Here is a 24,083-nt window from a genome sequence, read left to right on the forward strand (position 1 = left end):
AAAAGTGATTTTTTTATTCAAACCAACTTCCTCCCTTTCCACTCATACGCCGGCTTCTGCGCTGCCAGCCCGAAAAAGCACACATAAAAAGGATAAATAATCTGTGTGATTGGAATGTAGAGAATCGATTTCTGCTTTTTAAGGAAAGTCAAAACGGAGCCGAGAAAAAGCCACTCCGGCAAGCATTTGGCAGATAACAAGCTTAGAAAAAAGTAGCCATCAACTAGTCCGAACGCAAAAAGCAATCCGCTTACGATCAGCGAAAAATTACAAGCGAAAATGTAAATAGCAAGCAACAGAGGCGTTTTGCTTTGATAATGTTTCCACTTACTCGCCCAGCGCTTCCGCTGCCGGAAGAAAGCCTGCCAGTTATCATGCGCCTTCGTCGTCACAGTCGCCCTTGGATCTTTTAAGAAATGAACCCCTTTCGGATATTTGGCTGCGATTTTGTGCATCAAAAATTCATCGTCACCCGAGGCAATGTGCCGCACGCCTTCAAATCCATCGACTTCAATAAACGCATTCTTTTCGTAAGCAAGGTTCGCCCCGTTGCATAAGGAAGGATAGCCAGCCGCAATGGCACTCGCGCCGCTGCCGATAAGGCTTGCGAATTCCACAGTCTGTAAATGATCGGTAAGCGTTGTTTCCTCAGAAAAGGTGACCGGTGCGCTGATTAACTTAGCATTTGTGGCCGCATAACAGGCTGCAATAGACTGTAACCATCCCGATTCTACGCGGCAATCGCCGTCGGTGGTGACGATTAAGTTGCCTTTTGCACGTGATATGGCCGTTTCAATCGACCGCTTTTTGGGAGAGGTCGTAGCCGTGTCGGGCAGCGTGATCAGATGAAGGTTGACCTGCGATTTGGCAGCCAGCGCCTGAACGATGGTAGCCGTCCGGTCGGTGGAGTTGTCGTCCATGATGAGCACTTCGAATTGCTCATGCGGGAAATGTTGCTTATCCAGATCATTGAGCAGCAAACCAATGTTATCCTCCTCATTCCGCACCGGGACAATGACCGTGATAAAGATCCGTTTATCAAACTTAAAAACACCCGATGGCTTGATCCGATTCCAGAAAAAGGTAAGAATGAATGTAAAGACAGAGTAACTCAAAATGACGAGCCAGAGTAGGGGAATCAGCCAGGAATTTATATAATGGGTTGTCATTGAATTAGTTATTGGAGCCTGAAAATTTCATCTTACTCCATTTATATTTCCAGATCAGGAAAATCCCGATCAGGATCGGTCCGAGCACATTGAGTATCCAAACCAAAAAAGTTGCCGCGATAATCTCGTCCGCAGGCAAATGATATTGTTTAAAAACCAGCAAAGCAGTGAATTCCCTCAGTCCCAGATCACCCAGCACATTGATAGCCGGGATCAGCGTTTTGGCCAGAAAAATCAACGAAACCGCAGAGGCGAGTTCAAGCGCAGGAACGGGAAAGTTGAAAAGGGATAGCGCCAGGACGAACTGGCTCAGGAACACGGCGTAACGCAGCGACCCATATAACGTAGAAACACCAATATCCCATGCAGCGTAATTGCCGATAATGCGAAGATAAGTGTGCATTTTCTGGAAAACTTTGCGCCTCGGATGCCAGTCGGTGAGTGGTTTGCGGAACTGTATAACCAAAATCCCGGAAATAATCACCACGGCAAGGACTACATTAATCACCTGTTTGCTTTGCAAAGAAAGCCCTATTTTTTCCTGCAAATGCAGCCAGCCCACCGCTCCGGCCACCACGGAAATGTAAAACTGAATGCCATTGGAAACAATCGCCGCCCCAATCGCTTCCAGCCGCCGGTCCGACTTCAATGCAGCCACGCGCCCGATGGTGTCGCCAAGCTGCGCCGGGGCCGCAACGCCAAATGCAAGGCCGGTTAATGTGCCCCGAAATGCGTCCCGGAAGCTGATATCAACCACTTTTTTGGCCAGTTTCTGCCATTTCAAACTTTCCAGCGCCCAGTTGACAGGCACCAGCAGCAGCATAAAAAACAAGATCGGGAAATGATCAATCACAAGGATATCATGAAAAACAGCGCCGACGTCGCCAATGCCTTTTTGCTCATTCCGGAATGTTTTGTAGATGTAACTCAGGATCAGGAGCGTGATGATGAGCTTGCCCAGCCAGAGGAGGTTTTGCAGGTTTCTTTTTTCTTTGGCAGGGGAGAGTTCCTTATCTTGCACCATGATTAAAATGCAGCAAACCGACGCTACCGAAAAAGTGATTATTGGAGTGGATCCCGGCACCCAGGTGATGGGTTACGGGGTGATTTCGGTGAAAGGCCAGCACATTACTTTGGTTCAATATGGTGTGATTCATCTGAGCAAATATACTACGCACGAGTTGAAGTTAAAGAAAATCTTTGAGCGCATCACCCAGCTCATCGAGGAATATCTGCCCGATGAAATGGCGATTGAAGATCCATTTTACGGCAAAAATCCGCAATCCATGCTCAAACTTGGCCGAGCGCAAGGCGTGGCGATGGCCGCCGCTCTCGCCAGGGACATTCCGATCGTCGAATATTCTCCCAAAAAGGTGAAGCAGTCGGTGACAGGCAGCGGAAGCGCTTCCAAGGAGCAGGTTGCCTATATGCTGGAAAAAATTCTGAACATGGAACTGAGCCGAGAATTCATGGACGCCACCGACGGAATCGCGATTGCCATTTGCCACCAATATCACGCCAATTCACCTGCTTCTGTTTCAACCGGCTCTTCCAAAAAATCCAAAAAAGGCGGCTGGGGCGCGTTTGTAAGCGAGAATCCGCAACGCGTTAAATAACCTCAGCGTACCATTCTCAGTGTTTTCGTCACATTGCCGGCTTTGAGCTGATAAATGTAAATCCCCGATGGAAGCAACTGCCCGTCAAGCTTCGCAATGTGCCAGCCCGCAGGAAATTTGCCGTCTGCTAATAATTTGATTTTTTGACCTTTAACATTAAATAGAGTCAATGTCATCTGTTCGTCGGCGGGGAGGAAAAAAGCAATGTCCGTGCTCGCACCAGCTGGGTTAGGAACATTCTGCATCAAAGTAACTTCATCAGGCCTGTTAGCATTGGGAGATGCCATGATTTTGAATGCAACACTTTCATTGCTAGTCACTTCCGGTTCTGTGGTTGCGGTTCTCAGCTGGTAAGTGCCGCCCATAATGTCTGCTGGAATCGTTAGGGTGTAAGCCCTGTCCGTCATGTTCACGCCGGTAATTTTTGTGATTGCGTTGTTGGCGGTGTTGCGCAGGACAAAGGTGGTTTCGTTATTTTTTCCAAAAGTCGTGTTTGTGGTCAGCGTCACGGTTATTTCTTCGCCGGCATCGTAGGATGCTTTGGGCTGGAAGCGCTGGAACTCGTTTTCCTGAAACGAGTGGATTTCGCCTCCGGTTGTAAGAATCAACAGCTTATCATTAAAAATAGTAATGTCAAACGGCTCTTTCAGTATATTCAGGCCATCGGCATAAGCGGTTGTTTTTTGGTCTTTATATTTGATCAATGCATGCGGCTCGTAATTCTGATCGGGATAACCGTAAGCAGCCGCCCACATTTGATTGTTTTTGTCAAAAATGATTTTTCGGATCATGTAACCTGGCAATGAGAAGAGCGGCTCCCAGGTTTCGGAATTTTTTCTCAGCTTCGAAACACCCCATTCACCATAGGCAAAAAGACTCTGCTGGCTGTCAAAAACAATGCCTGCAATGCCTGGATAACCGTTCAAATGAGGCTGCGGAGCCCAATGATTATCTTTAAATGAATAAACCAGCCCACCCTCCATCACCGCCCATACATTATCCGCGGCATCCGCTGCAACGCAAATCACGTGATTGCTGCCAAGGACATCCTGGCCGTAAAATGTCCATTCGCCATTCAGGAACCGCCCGACGCCGCGGTCAAATGTTTTGAAAAATATACCCGTTGAAGCGGTGATCACAAGCGGCGACAATTCGTCCGAGAAAAACTTTTCGTTTGCAAAACTTCTGTCATATGTTCCGTCGACCTTGCGTCTGAGCATTGCATTGAAGCTCATTGCGAAAACGTCATCCCATCTGGCGCCGAAAAAATGGATGGTGTTCGGGCTCTTGCCTTTTGTCGTTGCTATGGTGCTGGCTTGCCAGGTTTTGAGGTCTTTCGTTGTATAAAAGCCGTTGCTGAATTCGTAGACGTACAGTTTATCACCGGCATTATAAAAACGGTTTTTCAGCACACCATATCCATTTGAAGTAGAAAGCAGGTTTTTGGAAACCACGCCCAGGAATTCAAATCGCGAATCATCCCAATTGGTTTTTATTTCGAAACTTTTCCAGGCAGTGAAAATACCAGGCATATACTGCGCTCTGGTCCGACCAACATAAGCCTGGTTTTCCTGTAAGCCGGGTTGAAAAACACCCTTGTTGGCAAAAGCACCGTTCATTTCGCTGAGCGCAATGGAATCTTTGAAAATAACATTTTTGAATGCAGCGTCACTGGCAATCTCAATGCTCTGCCAAAACCCGGTGTGCATGGATGAGATGAGCGTCGAAACGGCGATAATGGGCTTCGCTGCTGTATTGGAAAGATTTGTAGCGGGCAACAACGTGGTGTTCCATGGTGGGAAGAAATACTGGGCATCAGTCCATTGGCTGAATACATTGTTCTTTTTCACCCGAAGCCGAACGGCATATCGTTCGGAGCCGCTGGGCCTGAGTATAATGTTGAAATGCTGGATTTTTCGGCTGGTAACGGGGAAATCATGATAGATAACACGATCATTCTGGTTCTTATCAATCATTTCAATCTGATAGGATTCGATGCCCTCGTATTGCTGTAAACGCCCGGAAAATAATCCATCATTTCTCCATAAAGCATTCATTAAGAGCGGTGAAGCAGATTTTTGGTTAAACGACGAGATAGAAAATGGCAATGTAGGCGACCATAATACAGCTTTTGGAATCTGCCCGGTGCCTACTCGCGCAAAATAAGATCCTTCGCCTTGCCCGGCGGATGTGAAATGTGACTGGGCAATCAATGTGTCCTCCACAATGTTGGTGAAAGCAGCATCGCTGGCAATCTGGAAGCGATATTGGTCTACACCAAAAGGTGTTTTCCAGCGAAATGAAGGCGTATTTGAGGCGTTTTGAGCGTCATCCTCATAAACGATCAGTGAATCCGGCGCGTTCGGGTTTGCCTGAATGGCATTTAGTCTGAAATTTCCATCCATATTGCCCTCGGCATAATTCCGCATCAGGTTCTGGCACAAAGGGTGAAAACGCAAAACAGACCGGCAATAGGACATCAGAGAACCATTGACAGATTCCTGATAGCCTTCTTCGCACTCCGAATTCGAACCTTCCAAAGTCGTACAGCGGTCGATCGGGCCTCCTGGCCACGAGCAGTTATGCGTATGCGGAGAGCCTAATGTGTGCCCAAGCTCATGACAAAGTAGGTCTACGGCAAGGTCAGGCATTTCGGGCCTTGGAAAATTGGAAGAACACATGCGATAGCCGCCATAAAACCAGCCATCCCGGCTCGAAAGGCTCACCACTGCGTCCCTCTCGTCATTTCGGTTGGATGCCCAGTAATTCTGAACATTGCCATAATACTGAAAATCCTCATCCAGGGCATACGGCTCGGGTTTGTCCCAGATCAGGATTGACGTGATGGTCAGTTTCACATTAATATCCCGCTCGAAAATAGCGGAGGCACGATTGATGAATTCGACGGCGCGCCTTGTAATCAGGGTCTTATCTCCGTCGTAGAGCATATATGTTTTATAATTAATGTCGAGGGCGAGCCTGTATTCCAGTTTTTGCTCATTGGCCGTTCTGGCGCGGGTGAGGTCTTTTACGCGAGCGAATTTTTGAAGCCGGGATGCTGATAATGAATCATTTGTGCCACAGACTGGAAGACTTTGCTGAGCCAAGGCTACATTACAAGCTGCCAGAAAAAGAAGGATCAGCCCAAGGTTTTTGGTAAAAAGTATTTTCATGGAACGAGGAGTTTTGCCAAAACGCAGGCCTGCGGAACAAACGGATGTTTTCATGTGCCCGTTTGCCTTAAAAATAGGACAATGTTCCCATCAATTTCGTTGCAACCGGCTTTTCCCCGAGATTAAAAAAATTTTAATGGTATTAAAGCAACATTTCATTTTACTAATCAAACGTTTGTTTAGTAAAATCAAACAAGCGTTTGATTTTTGTTTTGAGCCAGCGTAAATTTGCATCATCATTATCGGATAGCTAATACTAACAACTGTTAATGAGTCATTTAAATGGAATATAACACAAAGCAAATACAAATTATAGAAGTCGCTGAACGCCTGTTCGCCGACAAAGGGTTTGCGGGAACTTCGGTGCGGGACATCGCGCAGGAGGCCAATGTGAATGTGTCGATGATCTCCTATTATTTCGGATCCAAGGAAAAACTGATCGAGGCACTTTTTGCAATGCGGATGGGTGAGTCCCGCTCGCGGATGGAAACCTTGCTGAGTAACGAAGATCTAATCCCCATTCAGAAAATCAACATCCTGATAGACAGTGCTATTGACCGCCTGATGGGAAACCAATGCTTTCACAACATTATGATGCGCGAGCAGCTTTCCTCGGAACGCACGCCCACCATTTCGGAGCATATCAGGACTTTAAAAATGCGCAATATTCAATTGATGCAGAAGCTGATCGAGGAAGGACAAGCCCAGGGCGCATTTCGCAAGAACATTGACCTCAGCCTGATGACCACAACATTATATGGGACGATCAATTACGCAATCGCCACACAAGAATTTTACAAGCGTATCAATGGTCTGGAAGACATGGAAGAGGCTGAATTTCAGACGCATCTGAGAAGAAAGTTAAGCCAGCACTTAAAAAGTTTATTTAAATCAACAGTAACTAATGAACACCACAACCAGGACTAAAAGAATGGTTTTTGCGATCGCCAGCGTGTTCTGGCTCGCCGCAACCGCTCATTCGTTCGCCCAGGAACAGCGCAAGTTGACGCTGGAAGAAGCGATTGAAATGAGTTTACAAAACAGCAAACAGCTCAAACTAAGTCAGACCAACGTGGACCTTGCCGGTCTGAGTATTAAGCAGATCCGGGAGAATCAGTTGCCTAGTCTGAGCGTTTCGGGATCTTACCTGAGATTGAATTCTCCGAACATTAACCTCAAATTACCCAGGAACGGGAACGACAGCACGCAAACAAGTTCTCCCGAAGTGCACCAGGTAATGTACGGAATGGCGAGCGCATCTCTTCCGATTTTTTCAGGTTTCCGATTTAAATATGGCTTGGAATCAGCACATTACCTGGAACAGGCAGCTAAGCTGGACGCCGAAAACGACCGGGATGCCGTGATCCAGAACACCGTGGCAGCGTATAGCAATTTGTACAAAGCAAAAAAATCGGTGGATCTGGTTGCAGAGAACCTGTTGCGGGAACGTGAGCGCGTAGCGGAATTTACAAACCGTGAAAAAAACGGAATGCTGGCCAGAAACGATTTGATGAAAGCCAAATTACAGGAATCGAACATTGAGCTTGCCTTGCTGGACGCGGAAAACGATCTGAAAGTCACAACCATTAATATGAACCTCCTGCTGGGTATGCCTGAAAACACGGTGCTTGCAGCGGATTCGGCCAGTTTTATCACATTGAAGGAGGAAGGCATCGCGACGGAGTGGGAGCAAACGGCCATTTCTCACCGCAAAGATATTGCCGCAAATGGCATCCGTCAGAAGGCAGCAAACTCGGATATCAAGGTTGTTAGGGCGGATTTTTATCCCAATGTGGCCTTAACCGCCGGTTATGTGGCGCTCAGCATTCCAGGTGTCGCCACGATCCCAAATGCGATGAATGCGGGGATTGGCGTACGTTATGACATTGGTTCGCTTTGGAAATCGGGTGCAAAAATGGAGCAGGCCAAAACGAGAGTTTATCAGCTGAAAACGAATGAGCAGATCCTCCTGGACCGCATTCACCTGGAAGTCAACACGGCTTATTATAATTATGTTTTAAGCAAAAGAAAAATCGATGTGTACGCCAAGGCGGTGGAGCAAGCCAATGAAAATTACCGGATTACTAAAAATAAATACGATAACAGCCTGGTAACCACCACAGAATTACTCGATGCAGACGTGGCCCAGGTGCAATCCCGCATCAACTACGAAGCCGCCAAGGCCGACGCTATCGTAGCCTACAAAAAACTAGAACAATCAGCCGGAGTGATTAATTAAAATTCAACATCAGAAATGGAAACCAGACAAAATACATTGGAAACAGAGGAAGCTCCAAAAAAGAAAAGCTACACATTCGTGATCATTCTTTGCGTGCTGATTGCGATCGGCGGAACGTGGGGTTTTAACAAATACAACCACGGATTGCACCACGAAGAAACTGATGATGCGCAGATCGATGCGAACATTAGCCCTGTAATTCCCAGGATATCAGGTTATGTAACAGAAATTAAAGTAAAGGACAACCAAACCGTTAAAAAAGGCGACACATTAATCGTGCTTGACAACCGCGATCAGCTGATCAAGCTGGAACAGGCGAAAGCCGGACTGGCGGGATCGCAGGGAAGTTTGGTCGTAGCCAATGCAACCACGAATGCATCGCAGGCAAGCGGCATCACGTATCAGGCGAATGTGTCGATTGTAGAAGCGCAGATTGAAGAGGCGAAAGTGAATGTATGGCGGGCAAATCAGGATTTTACGCGTTACGAAAATCTGATCAAAGACCATTCGATCACGCAGCAGGAATATGAGCAGGCTTCTGCAACGAAACAAAAAGCGGAGCGTCAGCTGGCTGTTTTGGTGGCGCAGAAAAACGCAGCGGAACGTCAGGCAAAAGCAGCAGGAAGCCAGACTCGGGCAACTTCCGTGCAAACCAATGTTGCCAATGCAAACATTAAGGCACGCCAGGCAGAGATTGCCAATGCAGAGCTAAACCTTTCTTACACAGTCATTACGGCACCAACAGATGGCCGCGTTTCGAAAGTGAATGCGCAGGTGGGCCAGTTTTTACAGGCCGGTCAGTCGCTGTTCAGCATTATCTCCACTACGGAGCCCTGGGTTGTAGCGAACTTCAAAGAGACGCAGTTGACCAAAATGAAATTAGGACAACACGTGAAAATCCATGTGGATGCTTATCCGGATCATGAATTTGAAGCAAAAGTGGCTTCATTCTCGCCAGCAACAGGCGCAAGATTCGCTTTGCTTCCTCCTGATAATGCAAGTGGAAACTTTGTAAAAGTGGTGCAGCGTCTGCCGGTAAGAATTGAATTCACCCAGCCAAACGACCAGCGTATAGCAAAATTGAGACCGGGCATGAACGTGTTCGTGGATGTGGAATTGAACTAAGGATCAGCACACTGACCTTAAACCCAAATTAAATGGAATTACAGGAATCACTCGTCGAATATGGTTTCCGCAGGGTCATCATTACGATAACAGCTGTACTGTGCGCGTTGCTCGAAATCGTTGACACCACCATTGTCAATGTGGCGCTCAACGACATGCGGGGAAACCTGGGCGGTACATTATCCGAAGTGAGCTGGGTTATTACGGCTTATGCCATTGGTAATGTGATCATTGTGCCCATGACCAGCTGGCTTTCGCAGCAGTTTGGCCGCCGGAATTACTTTGCCGCTTCGATCATTATTTTTACGGTTGCCTCCTTTCTTTGCGGCAATGCGAACAACATCTGGGAACTTGTATTTTTCAGATTGATACAAGGATTAGGCGGCGGCGCATTGCTCGTAACCGCACAAACACTGATCACCGAAAGTTACCCGCCCGAAAAGCGCGGGATCGCGCAGGCCATTTACGGTCTGGGTGTGATCGTGGGTCCAACATTGGGCCCGCCGCTAGGAGGTTACATTGTGGATCATTACAGCTGGCCGTACATTTTTTACATCAACATTCCGCTCGGCATCATTGCCGCCATGCTGACTTTGCAATTTGTTAGAAGTCCAAGGTTTTCGCAAAAGAAAGCAGCGAATGAAATCGATTACTGGGGCATTGTGCTGCTGGCCGTTGCCGTAGGTTCGCTCCAATATGTGTTGGAAAAAGGGCAGGAAGAAGACTGGTTCAATGACGAAATCATCATTCTGTTAACGGTAACCTCTGTTTTTGGCTTCTTTTTCTTTATCTGGCGAGAATGGACTTATAAAAATCCGATCGTTAACCTCCGCGTTTTAGCGAATGGAAACCTGCGCGTCGGAACCATTTTATCCTTCATTCTCGGGTTCGGATTATATGGTTCAACTTTCATCATTCCTTTGTACACGCAGGCTACATTAGGCTGGACGGCGACGCAATCGGGGATGTTGATGGTGCCCGCGGCGATTGTTACGGCCATGATGATGCCCATTGTGGGTCAGCTCATTCAGCGCGGTGTGAAGCAGCAATATCTGGTTTCGGCCGGGATGGTCTTCTTCTTTATATACAGTTACTGGGGTTACCTCATTCTTACGCCCGACACCGGAAAAGATGCGTTTTTTAACATGCTGATCGTGCGTGGAATTGGCTTAGGATTACTATTCGTGCCAATAACAACATTAGCCTTATCGACATTAAAAGGAAGGGAAATCGGTGAAGGAGCCGCATTTACCGGAATGATGCGGCAGCTGGGCGGTTCGTTTGGCGTGGCGGTGATCACAACTTACCTGGCCCGCCAGAATATGCTGCACCGTAATGATCTTGTGAGCAAGCTGGACATCAATAATCCGTCTGTCATGCAGCGTGTCGAAGGTTTGAAACAATCATTTATGGCCAAGGGAATGCCAGCGGATGTGGCGCTGAAAAGCGGTTACAAGATCCTGGACTATACGGTCACAAAACAGGCGCAGGTAATGTCCTACATGGACGTGTTTCTTTATCTGGGACTCATGTTCCTCATCTGCGTCCCCTTCGTACTCTGGACCAAAAGCGGCAAAACCAAGGTTGATCCATCATCTGTACATTAAGATTTCAAGTGTAGTGGTAATATTGCAGAAGCTTCCCGGGTTTGGGAAGCTTCTCTTTTTTTTGGGGGTATATCAAATCAGGCACGTGCGAAGCTCGTTTGCCGTTTCCGATAATTAATGTTTTTATTTGCCAATTCATTAAAACATTTGCCGTGCATCCAACAAACACACTCCCGCCTGCTACTAACTGGGTAACCGCTGCCATTACCAAGATTGAGGCGGATTATCAGCGGTCGGCGGATACGCATTTGATTCCTTTGCAATTGCCTGCTTTTGAAGGGGTTGATTTTTATTTTAAGGACGAATCGACGCATCCTTCGGGGAGCTTGAAGCACCGGTTGTCGCGGTCGCTGTTTTTGTATGGGCTTTGTAATGGCTGGATTCATGAGGGGACGACGGTTGTGGAGGCATCGAGTGGCTCTACTGCGGTTTCGGAAGCCTATTTTGCGCGGTTACTGGGTTTGCCATTCATTGCGGTAATGCCTAAAACGACAAGCCAGGACAAGGTGCAGGCAATTGAATTTTATGGCGGGAAATGTCATTTTGTAAACCATCCTGCCGAGGTTTATGACGTTTCCAGGCGCGTTGCAGAGGAAAATAATGGTCATTTTATGGACCAATTCACTTATGCGGAACGGGCAACCGACTGGCGGGGGAACAACAACATTGCGGAATCGATTTTCCGGCAAATGCAGTTTGAAGCGCACCCGGTCCCGACCTGGATCGTTGTAGGCGCGGGAACTGGCGGGACTTCGGCGACATTGGGCCGTTATGTGCGTTACGAGCGTTATGCGAGCCGGATTTGTGTGGTGGACCCGGAAAATTCAGTTTTTTACGATTGCTGGCAAACCAATGATCCGGGCGTTTGCAGCGATTTTGGATCACGGATTGAGGGCATTGGCCGGCCGAGGGTGGAGCCTTCTTTTATTGCAACCGTGGTGGACCATATGATCCGCGTGCCGGATGCGGCGAGTTTTGCAGCGATGAAAACATTGTCCAAACTCTTGAACAGAAGGGTAGGCGGTTCCACGGGGACTAATTTCTGGGGCGCACTGCAACTGGCGCAGGAAATGAAGGAGCAGGATTTGAAAGGTTCGATCGTCACGCTGATCTGCGACTCGGGTGAGCGTTACCAGGACACTTACTATAATGATGCATGGCTGTCGAAAAATGGTTTCCTCGATGCGGTTCAGGAAGAGGAGCGGCGATTGGCCAGCGTAACCGGGTTATGTTAAAAGTGCCTACTTTTGCGCTGAATTATCCGAAATGACGTGCACCAGAATTATTATTTCTTAAAACAGCTTGCCCCGGCCTTGCATCAGCAACTGGCCGGAAAAACCTTTATTGAAGCTTTCAGTCAGGAAAAAGACGAAATTATCCTCGTGTTCGACTCTTCCGTGAGCGACGAAAATCTGGTTGCCCCATTTTTTATCAAAGCCACATTAAGATCCAATTTCGCTTGCCTGAGCTTCCCGGATAGTTTCGATCGGGCACGCCGAAATAGCGTTAATCTTTTCACTGATTTTCAAAATCAAAAAGTAGATCTTGTTCAGGTTTATTTAAATGAACGCGCAATTCAGATTAGTTTTCAGGATGGTAAAAAGCTGGTCTTCAAGCTTTTCGGTAACCGGTCTAATCTGATTGCGTTGAATGAAGCAGGCGCTGCCACACAGCTTTTTAATAACAAACTTCCGGCGGATAAATCGATCACATCCGAATCACTCAACCGCGACATTGACCAGACTTACGAAGCATTTATCCAGAATAATGAGCGTTTCGAAACCTTATTTCCAACATTCGGAAAGCTGGTAAATGCTTATTTGACAGAAAAAATAAGTGGTTTAAATGATGCCGCAGAGAAGTGGAACATTATTCAGCAGACACTAACGAAACTGAATGCGCCGCCTTATTATTTAACTAAAATCGAGCTCGTTCCGACGCTTTCACTTTTGCCCGCTGGCGACATTGTTTCCGAATATAATGATCCTATTGAGGCGCTGAATGGTTTTTATCTGGCCTATATCCGGCTAAGCGGTATTGAGAAGGAAAAGGCGGACATCATTCGCATGCTGAAAAAAAGGCTTTCGCAGACGGATAATTATTTAGAAAATACATTTAAAAAACTCGTCGAGCTGGAAGAAGCCACCAAGAATGATGAGATTGGTAACATTATCATGGCCCATCTCCACGCCATTCCCGAGCGCACCGAAAAAATAGAACTCTTCGATTTCTACCGCGACCAGCCCATCACTATTAAGCTCAAAAAGGATCTTACCGCCCAGAAAAACGCAGAAGGTTATTACAGAAAGGCTAAAAATGAGAAAATAGAATTAGGCAGACTGAACGACAGCCTCGCCGCCAGGGAAACGGAGCGTCAGAATCTGGCCAGACATTTAACTGCAATTGAAGCAATCGAGTCCTTGCGGGAACTGCGGGGTTACATTAAAACCCATGGCCTCGACCAGACAAAAGCCGTTGCAACGGCCACGGATCTTTTTAAAAAAGTGGAATTCATGGGTTACACCATCCTGATCGGCCGCAATGCGAAGAACAATGATGTGTTGACCAAACAATTTGCTTCCAAAGACGACCTTTGGCTGCATGCTAAGGACGTTACCGGCTCGCATGTGGTCGTCAAAAACCAGCCTGGACGCAATTTTCCGGCATTAGTAATCGAGCGGGCAGCCGAATTAGCGGCTTTTTATTCCAAAAGAAAGAACGATTCGCTGTGCCCGGTGATCTACACGCCCAAGAAATTTGTGCGTAAACCAAAGGGCTTGCCGGAGGGCGCCGTGGTGATTGATAAGGAAAGTGTGGTGATGGTGGAGGCGAAAGGGGAATAGGCGATTTATTCTTTTTAAAATCAAGTTTTTAGTGCGTGAATCCCGAAAACGGGCTTTGATAAGTCTTGCGATATGACGAACTTCGTGTGAAAATTGAGAACAGGAATTTTAGTGCAGAATGCTTGAAAGTCGTCGCTTTGTCATCATTGGTTTTTTTGCGTTAGTAGGTCTCATCTACTTATTTCGACTTTTCTACTTGCAGGTTCTGGACGAAAGTTATTCCATCGAATCGTCCAGCAACTCCATTAAGCGCGTTATCGAAATTCCCTTCCGGGGCCAGATTTACGATCGCACAGGAAAGCTCATCGTTTATAACACGCCCGTTTATGATTTATTGGTCACGCCTTACAAGGCGAGAGTCGACGATACGCTGCGTTTTTGCCAGGTTTTGGGCATAGAGCGCCGCGATTTTGACAGCTTAATGAACGCCGCAAGCGCATATAGCCGAGTAAAACCATCCTTGTTTCTTCGCCAGTTGTCCAAAGAGGATTTTGCCTCTATTCAGGACATTATGGTCGATTATTCGGGTTTTGAATTTGCTAAAAGCTCCCTGCGTACGTATACAGCGCCTACACTTGCGAACACGCTGGGTTATGTGAGTGAGATCACGAGAGGCCAGCTGGAAAAGCAGGAAGAGCCTTACTACCGCCAGAGCGACTACATTGGACAGAGCGGGATCGAGAAAATTTATGAAAATGAACTGCGTGGTAAACGCGGAACGAAGTTCGTGATGCAGAATGTGAGCGGCGTTTACAAAGGTCCGTGGAAAGGCGGCGAGCTGGACACGATGGCCGTTGCGGGCGACAATCTCTATTCGGGAATCGACCTGGAGGTGCAGCAATATGCAGATAGTCTGATGGTTAACAAAGTGGGTAGCGTTGTAGCGATTGAGCCGAAGACGGGGCAGATCATTTCCATGGTTTCCGCGCCGACTTATGATCCGAACATTCTGGCAAGCCGCTATTTTTCCAAAAACTATGCTGCACTGGCGCGAAACCCTTATAAACCACTCTTCAACAGACCGGTTATGGCGAGTTACCGTCCGGGGTCTACATTCAAGTTGATCCAGGCTTTGATCGGTTTGCAGGAAGGTGTGATCACGCCGGAAAGTGGTTTTACGCATGCCAACTGCCCGGTGGGCTGCCACAATCACCCGGCAACCGGAACCGTCGCCTTGGGCGTTATGCACTCTTGTAACCCGTATTTTTACAATGTTTTCAGGAGAATTATTTATAAAAACAACATTCAAAATACATTCAAAGCCTCGGCCGTCGGGCTGGACGCATGGCATGATGCGATCAGTAAATTTGGGATTGGACAAAGGTTGGGGATTGACCTTCCGAGTGAATACAAGGGGAACTTGCCAAATAAAAAATACTATGACCGCTTCTATGGCGAATATCGCTGGAAATTCTCCAACATTTATTCCCTGAGCATTGGCGAAGGCGAGTTGCTGATCACGCCGTTAAAAATGGCCAATGTGGCCGCGATCATTGCGAACAAAGGTTATTTCTATACCCCGCACGTGATCCATGGCATTGGTGATGCGAAAAAAGTGAACCCTGAATTTTTGGTAAGACATGAGACGGGCGTTGATGCCCACAATTTTGATCCGGTTATTGAAGGAATGATCGGCGCGGTGGAAGGCGGAACGGCCCGCCGGTCGCGTGTTGAGGGGATTACCATTGCAGGTAAGACCGGGACTTCGCAGAACAAACGCGGGGATGACCACTCGATCTTCATAGCCTTCGCGCCGGTTGAAAACCCAAAAATCGCAATCGCTGTATTTGTTGAAAATGCAGGAGCAGGAGGTTCGGCAGCAGCGCCGATCGCTAACCTTATCATTGAGAAATATCTGACCAGGAAGGTTACCAATAAAGCACTGGAAGAACGGATGTTCAAAGCCGACTTGATGAGCAAAGTAATCCTGCCCGGACAGAAAAAACCGATCTCAGTCGATTCGTTAAAGAAAAAGCTGATCACTGCGGATTCGGCTAAAAAAATACCGATTACGAAGTCAGTCACTGCACCTAAGAAACAATAACCAAAGACTTAAAATGGCTGAAAATAAGCCCATAACGAAGAATGTTGACTGGATGGTGGTGCTTATCTACATCGCTTGTCTGGGGATTGGCTGGGTGAACATTTACGCGGCCGTTTACAACCCGGAGGTGAATATGAGCATGTTCGATTTGGGGAACAATGCTGGAAAGCAGCTGATGTGGATCGGGACCGCAGCCGTGCTGATCATTTGTATTCTGGTAATTGATTACAAATTTTACGAGACTTTTTCTTTCATTATATATGCGGTTATTGTTTTCCTGCTGATTGTCGTCTTGTTTGCCGGGTCCAACATTAATGGATCGCGCTCCTGGATCAAATTTGGCGCTTTTTCGCTTCAACCTGCGGAATTTTCCAAGCTGGCGATCAGTCTGGCGATTTCCAAATATCTGAGTGATCCGGCGATCAGCCTTACGCGCAAGCTCAAAGATTATTATCCCATTATGGGAATCATTGCACTGCCTGCATTTCTGATCCTTTTGTCTAATGAAACGGGCTCTATGCTCGTTTTTGCTTCATTTGCCATCGTGCTTTACCGTGAGGGAATGCCCGGATTTATTCCGGCTATCGGGATGGTTACGGCGGCTTTGCTGATCATTACATTGCTTTTTGTGAAGTGGTATATCGCAGCGGTGATCATTGTGATTGCAGGTCTGGCAATCTGGCTGATGCCGGTGATGACGCGTAGGCGGGGTGGACTTTGGGCCACGATCATTATTGCATTTGTCATGATCGGGATCGTGTTCGGGGTGGACTTTTTTATGAATAATGTCCTTCAAAAACACCAGAGAGGCCGTATTATGGTTCTTCTGGATCCTGATTCCGATCCGCGCGGCATTGGCTGGAACGTAATCCAATCCAAGATTGCAATCGGCTCAGGCGGATTTTCGGGGAAAGGCTTTTTGCAGGGAACGCAGACTAAATTCGACTTCGTACCCGAGCAAAGCACTGACTTTATATTCTGTACAGTAGGCGAGGAGCACGGCTTTATCGGCTCGGCAGTCGTTGTTGTGCTTTTTGTTTCATTAATCGCCAGGCTTGTCGTGCTCGCAGAACGACAGCGAAGCCGTTTCGCGCGGGTGTATGGCTATTGCGTGGCCGGGATCATTTTCTTCCACTTCATGGTCAATGTCGGCATGACAATCGGGCTGATGCCCGTAATCGGGATCCCGCTGCCCTTTTTCAGTTACGGCGGTTCCTCACTCTGGTCATTCTCAATACTGCTTTTTGTATTCCTGAAAATCGACGCGCAGCGTCCGTTTACTTTGTCGCGGGGGTGAAATAATTTTGAATGATTAAATTTTCCCCGCCGCTAAAATCAGCAACACCCAACCCACTATCAACGCCACGCCTCCAATAGGCGCGGTGGCGCCAAATTTGGTGATGCCGGTGAAGCAAATGGCGTAAAGCGAGCCTGAAAAAATGATTACGCCGATGGCGAATGCATTGCCCGACCAACCTAGTAATTTGATAGCATCTGTGCCTGCCCGTTGCATAAGCAATCCTACCAAAACCATGGCTATGGCGTGGTAAAACTGGTATTTTACGGCTGTTTCAAAAGTTTCACTCCTGCCGGATGCTTCGAGCATTCCCTTCAATGCATGTGCCCCGAATGCGCCCAGGGCAACCGCAAGCGCACCCAAAATTCCACCGGCCTGAATCATGAATTTCATAGTATTTTGTATTAATCTGGATAATTGAAAATGAGGTCCGCGCTGCACTTTGGCCCGCAAAATCGGGGCCATGCAGCCCGGTAAAGTTATGCCCGGAATGCAGCGTAACCAACTCTTTGTTTCAATTTTATTATCTTGCGAGCTTGTAAAGGCGGATTGGACGTTGCCGCACATTGTAGATTATACTTAGCAAATGACTTTAAAAAGTTTTATAGCGCTCTGGACTCATCGTTATTACAAATACACACACATTGGTAAAGCGCACCTGCTTGGTTATCAGGCTTATTTACATTTCAAAGGTGTCAAAGGCAAATTAAAAAAAGGTCAGAAGCTGATCGCGATCATCCGTACGGAGCATTTCGGGGATATTGTGGCAGCGGAACCCATCTCCCGTTACGTGCGGTCACTGCATCCTGATGCGCACATTGTCTGGTTTGTAAAGCCCTCGTTCAGCGAACTGGTCGCGCATAATGCTTCTATTGATGAAATTTTCAGGGAATTTTGTGTGACCCAACGTAAAACATTGCTGGATACAGGCATTTTTGACGAGGTTATACAACTGCAATTCACAAACAACAACCATTGTCCCAAATGCCAGGTTTTTGTTGATAATCCGGTTGCAGCGCGACGTAACATCAACATTTACAATTATTTCAACTATGGCAATCTGCTGGAAGTTTTTGCGCAAACGGGTGATTTGATTCCTGAGAAAGCTACATTTCCTGCGGATGATAAGCCGAAACTTTATTTACAGGAAAGTCATCGGCAAAAAGTGGATTCCCTAAATTTAAAAGAACCCTTTATTGTCCTGCATTGCCAATCCAATTACGCGCCAAAGGACTGGCCTGCCGAAAAGTGGGAGCAGCTGGTGCAGTGGCTTGCAGATAATTATCTTTATCAAATTGTTGAAATCGGCTTGAAAAGCAATTTGAACGTGAGTACAAGAGTCTATCGCAACCTGTGCGGGCAACTGAGCATTCTGGAAACGGCCGAGGTGATCCGCCGCGCTTCTTATTTTATCGGGCTGGACAGCGGACCTTCGCATTTGGGTAATGCTTCGGGCACTTTTGGGGTGATTTTGATGGGTTCGCTGAATGATTTTCCTGAGTATAATCCATATTCGGGCGGTTATGGAAGTCAGGAAAATGCTGTTTTCGTGCGGCAAAAGGGCCTTCCGTGCGCACAGCTTTCGTTTGACTTCGTTCGGGACAAAGTGGCTGGCGTAATCCCTTTACCTTGACCCAAAAATAGAACTTCCGACCCGGATCAATGTGCTGCCTTCTTCCATCGCGATCGTGTAGTCCGCACTCATGCCCATGGAGAGTTCCTGCATGCTAACCTGCTCATTCTGATAGGACTTGAAGGATTCAAACAGTGTTTTCAATCCCTTGAATTCGGCACGAACAACTTGTTCATCCTCCGTGTTGGAAGCCATTCCCATCAGGCCTGCAATGCGGATATTTTGTAGGTCCGAAAGCTCCGGCGATGTAATAATCTCCCGAGCTTCTTCTTCCGAAAGTCCAAATTTTGTTTCTTCCTGCGCGATAAAAATTTGAAGCAGGCACGGAATGATCCGGTCGTTTTTAGCAGCTTCCTTATTAATTTCTTTCAGCAACTTGAAACTGTCAACCGAATGGACCAGAGTCACATAAGGAGCCATGTATTTTACCTTGTTGGTTTGCAAATGACCGATCATGTGCCACTCAATGTCTTTCGGCAAGGCCTCGTATTTGGCAGTCATTTCCTGGACCTTATTTTCTCCAAAACGCTTGCAGCCAGCGTTATAAGCTTCCATGAGAACTTCTTCGGGCTTGGTTTTTGTTACTGCAATTAAACGCGTTTCCTGTTTTAATCCTTTTTCTATTTGGGCAATGTTGTCAGCAATTGTTGGCATTTTGAGATTCTAATTTTTTGATAATTAAAGGATTAAAGAAACAAATTCACCGCAGGCGCTTAGAAATAGATGTTAACATATTTCAAAATTGAAAAAAACATAGTTCTTTTACCAACGAATTAAAAAATATAACCTTCTGTATGGACTATAATCAGGAACAAAAGCAAGACAGGAAAACCCTTCTATGGGCCGCTTTGGCCGTATTGCTATTGCTTAATTTGGTGCTTGTTTATTTTATCTATCACGAAAAACAGGAAAATCTCGCTAAGGATGACATTATAACTGCTAAAACAGAGGAAGTTCTCTTTATCAAAACCAAGCTCGATTCCATTTCGCAGGAGCTGGACATTAAGATCGCAGAAATCCAGAAACTGGGCGGAAGTGTGGATTCCTTGATGGCAATGAAGCTGCAACTTGAAAAGGATAAGCAGGAATTAAAGAATATGAGCAGTTATTCTGCTTCTGGTTATAACAAGAAGATCAAGGGTTACGAAAATGTGTTGAACGAAAAAGACACGGAAATCGCCCAGCTAAGGCAGGAATTAGGAATTGCAACAACGAAAAATCAGGAGTTGAATGAGAAGGTAACCGGGCTGGAATCCGAGAAGCAGTTGCTTGCAGATTCTGTGACTAATTATTCTGTTCAAAATAGGGAACTGGCTGAGAAAGTGAGCATTGCTTCCGCATTAAGGGCTGAAAATCTGACGGTTAATGCAGTTTCGGCAAGAGGAAAAGAGCGCGAAGGCGGAAAATACAAGGCAAAACGCATTGATAAGCTGCGTGTAAATTTCTCACTGGCGCCAAATGCTGTTGCCAAGCAGAATGAAAAAGAAATGTATCTGCGTATCCTGGATCCGGACGGAGCGGTTTTATCCGATATGGCCACAGGTTCGGGATCGTTTATCCACGACGGTAAAGAGTTGATTTACAGCTCACGCCAGACTGTCAATTTCACAAACAGCGGCCAGTCGGTGGATATTTTATACGGACGCGGCGGCATTCCTTTGAAAGATGGCAAATATGCTATCGAGGTTTACAGTGAAGGATTTAAAATAGGGCAGGGCGACTTCGAAGTGAAGTAACGAGGCTGAATAACTTGAATTTAAGTAAGATCAGGGCTTGGAATTATGGATTTCAAGCCCTATTTTTGCACCCTCATTTTGGTATGACCCAAAGTGAGGGTTTTTATTTTACATTATATAATTAATCAATTACCGTATGTCTAAGCAATATGAAACGGTGTTCATTCTAACTCCCATTTTGTCTGAGGCCCAGGCAAAGGACGCCGTTGAAAAATTCACGACAATCATCACCGCAAATGGTGGATCGATTGTACATGAAGAAAATTGGGGATTGCGCAAGCTGGCCTACCCCATCCAAAAGAAAAACTCAGGTTTCTATCATGTTGTAGAATATACAGCAAATGAAGGAAACGTGGTTGACGTTTTGGAGACCGAATTCCGTCGTGACGAGCGCATCTTGCGTTTTATGACAATCGCCCTGGATAAGCATTCAATTGCTTACAACGAGAAAAAACGTAAGGGTCTGGTTGGAAGAAAAAGAGAAGAGTCAACTGAGTCTAAAACCGAAAACGCATAAGCTATGTCACTAGTAAACGAACCGGTTGAAAAAAACAATAACCGTAAGAAATATTGCCGTTTTAAGAAAGCAGGCATTAAATATATCGACTACAAGAATCCGGATTTCTTATTGAAACTGGTGAATGAGCAAGGTAAGATCTTGCCACGCCGCCTTACAGGAACAAGCTTGAAATATCAACGCAAAGTTTCTCAGGCAATTAAAAGAGCGCGTCACTTGGCTTTATTGCCTTTTGTTGCTGATCAATTGAAATAATATAGAAAGAGCTACAAACAATGGAAATCATACTTATAACGGATATCGCAGGTGTAGGTTATAAAAACGACATCGTTACTGTGAAAGCAGGTTACGGTCGTAACTACCTTATCCCTCAGGGTTTTGCATTATTGGCGAATGCCTCTAACCGCAAAATCGTTGCTGAAAACGTGCGTCAGGCTTCGCACAAAGCTGAAAAGCTGAAAAAGGACGCAGAAGAAATTGCAGCAGCAATCGGCGATCTTACAATCGATATCAAAACTGTGGTAGGAGAAAGCGGCCGTATCTTCGGACGTGTTACCAACACACAAGTTGCTGATGTCCTTAAAGCAAAAGGTTTCAATATCGACCGCAAGAAAATTACTTTGGATGATGTTAAATCCATCGGAACTTACTCTGCAACAATCGATTTGCATAAAGAAGTGAAACACAAAATCGCCCTGAACGTTATCGCGCAGGAAGATTAATCACTTCAACAAGACATAAAAAAAGCAGCCCCAAAAGGCTGCTTTTTTTATGTCTGATCTGCATCAGGGTGCCGGGATTCTCAAAACCTGGCCTGGATATATCTTATCCGGATGGGTCAGCATAGGTTTGTTTGCTTCAAAAATGATCGGATACTTCATCATATCGCCATACACTTCCTTCGCTATTTTGGAGAGCGTGTCGCCTTTTTCCACAGTGTGATAAGTTGCTTCGGGAGCCGGCGTTGCCACTTTCAAGCGGTTGTCCACCACTTCCACGCCTTCAACATTCCCTACTGCAAGGGCTATCTTTTCTGCATCTTCCTGCTGAGCCACTTCGCCTTCTATGGTCACCGTGTCACCGGATGTTTTGACTGTCAAATTGTTATACACGAGCCCGAGTGCTTTTACGTGCGCTAGGAGCGCGCTGGCGCGTAATGGTTCTGCTTCCGGCGTGGGAACAGCAGTTTCTTCTTTTTTGAAAACTTTTTCTCCTACGCCTTTAAGAAACGATAGTAAGCCCATGTTTTAGTTGGTTTATGTGAACAGATAACTGTAATGCGGTCGTTGACGCACATTATAATGCTGATGTTGCAATTATTATACCAAACTTTTTCAAAGCAAACTTCAAAAGACCGTCCGGCACCGGCCAGTTTTAATGCCTGACTTTGTACTTTTGCAACAGGTCAATCAAATGCTGGATATACTGCCAATCAATGGATCGTAACGCATCGCTGGATAAATTAAGAAGTGAAGAATTTGATATTTGTATCATCGGAGCAGGGGCAAGCGGGGCTGGTTGTGCATTGGATGCCGTTTTACGGGGTTATAAAGTCGCTATTATCGATAAAAAGGATTTCGCATCAGAGACCTCATCCCGTTCCACCAAGCTGATCCACGGCGGTGTCCGTTATCTCGAACAGGCATTTAAAAAATTAGATTTTGCGCAGCTCAAACAGGTCCGTCACGGCTTGGAAGAGCGTCATACCGTTCTTAAAAATGCACCGCATCTGGCGCGCCCATTGGCATTAATGACGCCTGTGAGTTCTTGGTTTGAGGGTTTGTATTTTAAAATTGGGCTGCAACTTTATGATACATTTGCCACCAACGATTCGCTTCCTAAAAGCAAATGGCTTTCAAAAAAGGAAGTGCTCAATAAAATTCCAACCCTGAACAGCAAGAAGCTCCACAGCGGCGTGCTGTATTACGATGGCCAGCTCGACGATGCGCGTTATTGTCTCGCTCTGGTGCAGTCGGCTTCGGAAGCGGGCGGTGTTGCGGCTAATTACCTGGATGTTACAGGTTTCACAAAAAATGATTTGGGCAAGCTTGTTGGTGTTCAGGTTAAGGATACGCAGCAAGGAGCTGAATTTATTATCAAATCAAAGCTCGTTATCAATTGCACTGGGCCGTTTTCGGACAAGATCAGGTTACTGGCCAACCCCGCATTGCCAGAGCGGCTTCGTCCCAGCAAAGGCGTTCACGTAGTGCTGCCCTATGACACATTGAATAGCGAGTATGCCATGCTCATTCCCAAAACATCGGACGGACGCGTAGTTTTTGCTATTCCCTTTGAAGGCGCCATGATGATCGGGACCACGGATACGGAATCGGATAGTATTGATTCTGAGGCTACATTGAATGAATCGGAAAAAAAATATCTGGTTGACACGCTGAACCCATTCCTGGCGACTCCCATTGACATCACAACATTGAAAGCGGGTTTTGGCGGACTGCGCCCGCTGCTCGCAGCTGATCCTTCCAAATCCACAAAAAGCCTCGTCAGAGACCATGAAGTTGAAGTGGATGCTACAAGCGGGTTGCTGAGTCTGCTGGGTGGAAAATGGACGACTTACCGGTTAATGGCCAAGGATACGATCGATGAAGCTGACGCGATCTTTTCCAAAAGAAATGAATGTCTTACTGCTAACCATACGCTTGCCGGCGGGGAGCATTATGATGCTTCCTTATCCGGAGTGCTTACCACTAAATACGCATTACCGGAAGACGTGTCCTTGCATCTGGTTAGAAAATACGGTTCCCGGGCAACATTGGTTGCGGAGTTAACAGCGACTGACATTTCCTCAAAAGAAAGGCTCAGCGCTTCCTATCCCTACATCAGGGCGGAAGTAACTTACACGGTCCGGAATGAAATGGTCATCACGCCGCGCGACTTTCTGGCGCGCAGGGTAAGGCTGGAAATTACCGATTGGAAAGAAACCTTAAACTGCTTACCTGTTGTTGCAAACCTGATGGCACGGGAATTGAATTGGGATGAAAGCGAAACGCAAAGACAAATCGATGACTATGCGTTTCAGCTCAAACAATTCATTGCCGACGCCGGCAACTAACTCACATTAAATCC

General features: G+C 46.5%; 21 protein-coding genes. 15 read left to right on the forward strand and 6 right to left on the reverse strand.

Translation table 11 applies throughout. From position 1 onward, the window contains the following. Positions 1-17: 17 nt before the first annotated feature. Positions 18-1,169: a glycosyltransferase gene (locus L0660_RS24280; RefSeq protein WP_235161759.1), complete on the reverse strand. Its 1,152-nt coding sequence runs from the start codon at positions 1,167-1,169 to the stop codon at positions 18-20. 4 nt (positions 1,170-1,173) lie between these two features. Further along, complete coding sequence (locus L0660_RS24285; protein ID WP_235161760.1) at positions 1,174-2,193, reverse strand: lysylphosphatidylglycerol synthase transmembrane domain-containing protein; 1,020 nt, start codon at positions 2,191-2,193, stop codon at positions 1,174-1,176. A 7-nt stretch (positions 2,194-2,200) separates the two neighbouring features. Between L0660_RS24285 and ruvC the strand changes: the two genes are divergently transcribed. Further along, the gene (gene ruvC, locus L0660_RS24290; protein ID WP_051350151.1) at positions 2,201-2,785 is read left to right on the forward strand and encodes a crossover junction endodeoxyribonuclease RuvC; all 585 of its coding nucleotides are present in this window, start codon (positions 2,201-2,203) and stop codon (positions 2,783-2,785) included. A gap of 2 nt (positions 2,786-2,787) precedes the next feature. Here ruvC and L0660_RS24295 read toward each other — a convergent pair whose 3' ends face one another. Continuing rightward, positions 2,788-5,958 (reverse strand): zinc-dependent metalloprotease, encoded by a 3,171-nt coding sequence (locus L0660_RS24295; protein WP_235161761.1) that lies wholly within the window; start codon positions 5,956-5,958, stop codon positions 2,788-2,790. Between the two features lie 282 nt (positions 5,959-6,240). Between L0660_RS24295 and L0660_RS24300 the strand changes: the two genes are divergently transcribed. From L0660_RS24300 to rodA, 8 genes are all read left to right on the forward strand, one after another. Next, a complete protein-coding gene (locus tag L0660_RS24300; protein ID WP_235161762.1) occupies positions 6,241-6,885 on the forward strand; it encodes a TetR/AcrR family transcriptional regulator in 645 nt (214 codons plus the stop codon). Next, positions 6,863-8,197 carry a TolC family protein gene (locus L0660_RS24305; RefSeq protein WP_235161763.1) on the forward strand — a complete coding sequence of 445 codons (1,335 nt, stop codon included), beginning with the start codon at positions 6,863-6,865 and terminating at the stop codon, positions 8,195-8,197. Before L0660_RS24300 ends, L0660_RS24305 begins: the two co-directional genes overlap by 23 nt. Before the next feature lie 15 nt (positions 8,198-8,212). Beyond that, on the forward strand, positions 8,213-9,322 hold the full coding sequence (locus tag L0660_RS24310; protein ID WP_235161764.1) for an HlyD family secretion protein: 1,110 nt from the start codon (positions 8,213-8,215) through the stop codon (positions 9,320-9,322). Positions 9,323-9,354: 32 nt separating this feature from the next. Further along, positions 9,355-10,929 carry a DHA2 family efflux MFS transporter permease subunit gene (locus L0660_RS24315; RefSeq protein WP_233796227.1) on the forward strand — a complete coding sequence of 525 codons (1,575 nt, stop codon included), beginning with the start codon at positions 9,355-9,357 and terminating at the stop codon, positions 10,927-10,929. 152 nt (positions 10,930-11,081) lie between these two features. After that, positions 11,082-12,164 carry a PLP-dependent cysteine synthase family protein gene (locus tag L0660_RS24320; RefSeq protein ID WP_235161765.1) on the forward strand — a complete coding sequence of 361 codons (1,083 nt, stop codon included), beginning with the start codon at positions 11,082-11,084 and terminating at the stop codon, positions 12,162-12,164. A 78-nt stretch (positions 12,165-12,242) separates the two neighbouring features. Then, on the forward strand, positions 12,243-13,772 hold the full coding sequence (locus tag L0660_RS24325; RefSeq protein WP_255710864.1) for an NFACT RNA binding domain-containing protein: 1,530 nt from the start codon (positions 12,243-12,245) through the stop codon (positions 13,770-13,772). A 118-nt stretch (positions 13,773-13,890) separates the two neighbouring features. Then, on the forward strand, positions 13,891-15,816 hold the full coding sequence (mrdA, locus tag L0660_RS24330) for a penicillin-binding protein 2 (RefSeq protein ID WP_233796230.1): 1,926 nt from the start codon (positions 13,891-13,893) through the stop codon (positions 15,814-15,816). Positions 15,817-15,829: 13 nt separating this feature from the next. Further along, the gene (rodA, locus tag L0660_RS24335; protein WP_233796231.1) at positions 15,830-17,113 is read left to right on the forward strand and encodes a rod shape-determining protein RodA; all 1,284 of its coding nucleotides are present in this window, start codon (positions 15,830-15,832) and stop codon (positions 17,111-17,113) included. 15 nt (positions 17,114-17,128) lie between these two features. Here rodA and L0660_RS24340 read toward each other — a convergent pair whose 3' ends face one another. Next, entirely contained in the window at positions 17,129-17,506 is a 378-nt protein-coding gene (locus tag L0660_RS24340) for a DUF423 domain-containing protein (RefSeq protein WP_235161767.1), read from the reverse strand. Between the two features lie 193 nt (positions 17,507-17,699). Between L0660_RS24340 and L0660_RS24345 the strand changes: the two genes are divergently transcribed. Next, positions 17,700-18,746, forward strand: a complete 1,047-nt coding sequence (locus L0660_RS24345; protein WP_235161768.1) for a glycosyltransferase family 9 protein — start codon at positions 17,700-17,702, stop codon at positions 18,744-18,746. On the opposite strand, the gene L0660_RS24350 is transcribed toward L0660_RS24345, so the two are convergent. Further along, positions 18,738-19,400, reverse strand: a complete 663-nt coding sequence (locus L0660_RS24350; RefSeq protein WP_233796234.1) for a YggS family pyridoxal phosphate-dependent enzyme — start codon at positions 19,398-19,400, stop codon at positions 18,738-18,740. The genes L0660_RS24345 and L0660_RS24350 overlap by 9 nt on opposite strands. A 140-nt stretch (positions 19,401-19,540) precedes the next feature. Between L0660_RS24350 and L0660_RS24355 the strand changes: the two genes are divergently transcribed. The 4 genes from L0660_RS24355 to rplI all read left to right on the forward strand — a co-directional run bounded on the left by L0660_RS24355 (position 19,541) and on the right by rplI (position 21,721). Further along, on the forward strand, positions 19,541-20,482 hold the full coding sequence (locus L0660_RS24355) for a hypothetical protein (protein ID WP_233796235.1): 942 nt from the start codon (positions 19,541-19,543) through the stop codon (positions 20,480-20,482). Positions 20,483-20,618: 136 nt separating this feature from the next. Continuing rightward, the gene (rpsF, locus tag L0660_RS24360; RefSeq protein ID WP_026630175.1) at positions 20,619-20,999 is read left to right on the forward strand and encodes a 30S ribosomal protein S6; all 381 of its coding nucleotides are present in this window, start codon (positions 20,619-20,621) and stop codon (positions 20,997-20,999) included. Between the two features lie 3 nt (positions 21,000-21,002). Next, positions 21,003-21,254 carry a 30S ribosomal protein S18 gene (rpsR, locus tag L0660_RS24365; protein WP_026630174.1) on the forward strand — a complete coding sequence of 84 codons (252 nt, stop codon included), beginning with the start codon at positions 21,003-21,005 and terminating at the stop codon, positions 21,252-21,254. Positions 21,255-21,274: 20 nt separating this feature from the next. Further along, complete coding sequence (gene rplI, locus L0660_RS24370) at positions 21,275-21,721, forward strand: 50S ribosomal protein L9 (RefSeq protein ID WP_026630173.1); 447 nt, start codon at positions 21,275-21,277, stop codon at positions 21,719-21,721. A gap of 63 nt (positions 21,722-21,784) precedes the next feature. Here the strand turns inward: rplI and lysM are convergent, their stop codons facing one another. Next, positions 21,785-22,243 carry a peptidoglycan-binding protein LysM gene (gene lysM / locus L0660_RS24375; RefSeq protein ID WP_235161769.1) on the reverse strand — a complete coding sequence of 153 codons (459 nt, stop codon included), beginning with the start codon at positions 22,241-22,243 and terminating at the stop codon, positions 21,785-21,787. A 191-nt stretch (positions 22,244-22,434) separates the two neighbouring features. Between lysM and L0660_RS24380 the strand changes: the two genes are divergently transcribed. Further along, positions 22,435-24,069, forward strand: coding sequence for a glycerol-3-phosphate dehydrogenase/oxidase (locus L0660_RS24380; protein WP_235161770.1), 1,635 nt, complete (start codon positions 22,435-22,437; stop codon positions 24,067-24,069). Positions 24,070-24,083 lie beyond the last annotated feature (14 nt).

Origin of the sequence: Dyadobacter sp. CY351 (assembly GCF_021502625.1) — a bacterium.
Taxonomy (GTDB): Bacteria; Bacteroidota; Bacteroidia; order Cytophagales; family Spirosomataceae; genus Dyadobacter; species Dyadobacter chenhuakuii.